Annotated in this window: 5 protein-coding genes; 1 reads left to right on the plus strand and 4 read right to left on the minus strand. The window is 33.2% G+C overall.

The features are described 5' to 3' along the window. On the plus strand, positions 1-272 hold a 272-nt coding region (locus F6K54_RS41605; RefSeq protein ID WP_293090351.1), incomplete at its 5' end, for a hypothetical protein. A 132-nt stretch (positions 273-404) separates the two neighbouring features. Here F6K54_RS41605 and F6K54_RS41610 read toward each other — a convergent pair. The 4 genes from F6K54_RS41610 to F6K54_RS41625 form a co-directional block, all read right to left on the minus strand. Further along, positions 405-599 carry a hypothetical protein gene (locus F6K54_RS41610; RefSeq protein WP_293090352.1) on the minus strand — a complete coding sequence of 65 codons (195 nt, stop codon included), beginning with the start codon at positions 597-599 and terminating at the stop codon, positions 405-407. After that, positions 587-679 carry a helix-turn-helix domain-containing protein gene (locus F6K54_RS41615; RefSeq protein WP_293073970.1) on the minus strand — a complete coding sequence of 31 codons (93 nt, stop codon included), beginning with the start codon at positions 677-679 and terminating at the stop codon, positions 587-589. Before F6K54_RS41615 ends, F6K54_RS41610 begins: the two co-directional genes overlap by 13 nt. Before the next feature lie 271 nt (positions 680-950). Further along, the gene (gene rsmA / locus F6K54_RS41620; protein WP_293090353.1) at positions 951-1,781 is read right to left on the minus strand and encodes a 16S rRNA (adenine(1518)-N(6)/adenine(1519)-N(6))-dimethyltransferase RsmA; all 831 of its coding nucleotides are present in this window, start codon (positions 1,779-1,781) and stop codon (positions 951-953) included. A gap of 542 nt (positions 1,782-2,323) precedes the next feature. Next, complete coding sequence (locus F6K54_RS41625; RefSeq protein WP_293090354.1) at positions 2,324-3,574, minus strand: hypothetical protein; 1,251 nt, start codon at positions 3,572-3,574, stop codon at positions 2,324-2,326. Positions 3,575-3,917 lie beyond the last annotated feature (343 nt).

Raw genomic sequence — 3,917 nt, forward strand, 5'->3', positions numbered from 1 at the left:
GTTTTGGTGCATCAACTTTTGTACCATCGCTAAATGTAGCAAAGGTTTTGATACCTAAATCTATACCTACTGAATTATCAGTTCTCAGTAAGATTTCTGGTTGTATTTCTACTACAAAACTTAAGAAATATCTAGTAGGGGCGATTCGCGAATCGCCCCTACAATCTTTAATTACTGTTACTGATGATGGAGCAGCAGGTAACTCTCACAGGCGATACAATTTTCAGCTTTCCAATCTTGGCGCTTCTAAACTTTGTGTTGACCAACTTTAAACCCTCACGAGTGTAAATCTAGCAGTTTGCTTTGACTTTCTGCTTTTAAATCGCGGAGCGTTGCGAGGAACGAAGCAATCTGGAGGTTTAACAGGTTTACCTTTTCTCTGGCCTTTAGTCGATTTAAAAAAGTTAGAGCAACGCCTGGTTTAAATCATTTAAAGATTGCTGCAATGGTATGTTAGAAACCTCTGACAACCATTCTCTTTCTTCAGTCTTTTTAGACTGAGTAATAAAAAGCTTTTGTAGTTCTGAATTATCAGATTTCTTTTCTCCTGATTTATACCTCTGTTGGCAGTGAGCTAGACTATCATTCACTCGCCACACGGACACAGCCAAATAGCTTGGCGCTCTCGGTATTTTTGTCCCGGGGTTGGATATATACGGTACTTAAATCTAGCTTTCATAACTTGACTTTTAAACTAATAATATAATAACATATTTATAGACAAAAATCAACTAAAAAGTCGCCCGCTTATGGGCGAGGCTTGAAACCCATTTTTCTGGTCAGAAGAATCATCCCTTGATTTTCTGCCCCTATCTTGCCCAAAATGCGCTCATTTTTGACCATGAAGAGCTGAAAACCAGATACTTTTTGCAGATCTGAAAAGGCTAAAACCAATATCAGTCAATGCTTTGAGATTTAATCAGCAAGCCCTAATTATTAATTATTAATTATTAATTATTAATTATTACCTCTCCTATGCTATTTGCTAGTGCTACCCACTGCTGCACGCTTAAATCTTCTGCACGAACTTGAGGATTTACTTTTAACTTTTCTAGTAATGGCAAGAGGCGATCGCGTTCAATAACTGCCTTAAGATTATTCCTTAACATTTTCCGTTTACTAGAAAAACCTAATTTAACTAATGTTTCCATTTGTTTCGGATTATTTGCCTGGGGTTCTATTAATTGAGGGCGTAGTCGTATTACTGCTGAGTCAACTTTTGGTGGGGGATAAAATGCCTTGGCAGGTACATCACAAATAAATTCACACTTTGCTAAATATTGGATTTTTACTGATAGGGAACTATAAGCTTTTGAGTCTGGTTGAGCGCAGATTCTATCCGCTACTTCTTTTTGTAATAATAAGACAATTAAATCATAAGTATTAGCAACAGGTTGGGCAATTGTTCCTAATAGTTTTTCCAGAATTGGACCAGTAATATTGTAAGGTATATTCGCCACAACTTTATTGGGATTTTGGAAAGTAGGAAATTGTGCTAAATTTGTTTCTAAATCTAGGGATAAAATATCTCCTTGTAACAATAAAAAATTTTCTACTCTGCCAATTTTTTTGACTAATTTTTGACATAAATCTCTGTCAATTTCTACTGCAACAACTGAAGCTGCTAGGGGCAATAAACGATGAGTGAGGATACCTGTACCTGGCCCAATTTCTAGGATGCGATCGCTATCTGATAATTCAGCAGCTTGAACAATTTTATTAAGTGCTTTTTCACTCCTCAGCCAATGTTGAGCAAATCTTTTTCGGGGTTGAATAGTCATAATATATAGCAGTCTTATTTGAATTGTCAAAAATTGTAGATTTGTAGGAAACATCTTAACAGGGAGCAGAGAACAGAATTAACAAAAAAATCAGTTAATTATTGATAATTTTAAAATTTTTCACAACCAATTTAGAATTACTATAGCAGTCAGGAATCAGATGTGAGAATTGAGGTTTTCCTTTAAAGTATAGAATATAGCAGTTTTATTATTATATTCGTTTTTTCCCTATTCCCTATTCCCTATTCCCTATTCCCTATTCCCTAAAGCAAAAGTCTCCAATATCTCACAACTAAAATCATATTGCTGTATATGTTTAATTTTGTCTACCTATGTCAAACTAATTTGAAATTTTAAATAGTTAGCCAGGTTGTACAAGTTTTTTGATTTAAAGGCTAACTCATCACACACTCGCCAATACTGATGTGTTCGGTTAATAATATGTCTATTAACAAGTCGCATTCAACAAAATGTAGAAAAGTTTTTGAGAAATGGTATTAGGGAGAGGTAATTATTAATTATTAATTATTAATTATTAATTATTAATTATTAATTATTGAACTATTCCCTTTTTCCTCCTTAAAAGATTTCCAAATATTTTGAATTAGCATTATTTGCTGACCAATAGGGAGATAGCGCTCAAGGGACAAAATATTCTGATCGTTTTGAAAATCTACAAAATTCTGCTGAAATGCCTCATAAATTTTCAGGTTCATATTTAATAGTTGATCGTCAACAATATTCAAAACTAATTGTTCTTGATTACTACAATTCTCATTATCCCTAATAATTAATTTACCTGGACGAAGAGCAAAATCACCAGAATAGTCAAATTTAATCCAGAAATCTACTTCTATATTGGGCTGAGTATTGTCTTCGTCAAAATAAATTTTTAAACGCCGTTCCTGAATATCCCATAGGGGATGTTCTTTTTTGATCGCAGGATTGGGTAGCATATCAATGTTAGAACAAACATGAACTTTATTTTTAATATTTTTTACCTGATAAATAGCATTGACAAATGTATTTGTACCACTAACTTCTGGCAGTGAACAATAATGATTAAAATCAATTATTCCTATTGAAGAGAGTAACTGTAAAGCATGAGGTAATTCAAGTAATGGTGGGTCTGTAGTATATGCTAAACCATTTTCTTTAGAAAAATCAATTTCTACTTTATATAAATTAGGAATACTCGAATGATTACTTGAAGTTAGAGAAAGCTTTTGTGTTTTTTCCTTGATAAACTTTTGGATTTCTCGCTTAATAAATTTAGGAAAATCCGAATAATACCACTGAGAAGCTACTGCTGCTTTTATTTTATTTTTGTGAATTATTTCTGCGATTTGCAGCATTTCTTGTCTGTTTCTTACAACTGCTTTAGGTAAAATAAAGTGTTTGACACCAGCGTCAATATATAACATTAATTGCTCATAAACTAATTCTGGCTTTAAAGCTATCTCAATTACTTGTCTAGCTTTTTGTTGGTTATTTAAGTATTTAAAATAGTTATCATGCCATTGACGAAAACTCTGAAATAAATAAGTTTGTGGTTGATTCTGACCTAAAATACTATCAGCAAATAACGAGGAAGTAATTACTGGATCGACAATAGATACTATTTCCCAAAAATATCCATTTTTGGCATATTTAGTTCCAATGTAATTTTTTCCATAACGTCCATAACCAACAATTGTTGTTTGAAAAGTTGAAGCTCGATCTGATAGATGAGGCTGACTGTCAGGACTTTTGGTGACAACCGAGTTTGGTGAAAACTTCAATCTTTCTGTCATATTAGTTTGCAATTACTTTCAGAATTATAAGTTAATTTAAACTATTTTTTTGCTGTTGTCAAAAAATTATCAGGTAGTAGTGGTTCGAGTGAGACCTGAGACATTTTGTTCACCAATCAATATATAGAAATATAGAAGAGCAGGATGGCTATATTTAGAGACTATGTAAGCATTCAGCCGTCAGCTATCAGCTATCAGCTATTGTTTTTAGTTTAAGATAAAAGCAATATTTAATTGTCTTACTATAAAAGTTGACTCCCTTGCCCTTAAAGTCTATTTTAATTTAGACACTGTCCTTAAGGAGAGAGTCTTGTTGCTGTTAACGAAGTTCCTCCGGAGGAGG

Origin of the sequence: Okeania sp. SIO3B5, from assembly GCF_010692555.1 — a bacterium.
In the GTDB taxonomy this organism is placed as follows: domain Bacteria; phylum Cyanobacteriota; class Cyanobacteriia; order Cyanobacteriales; family Microcoleaceae; genus Okeania.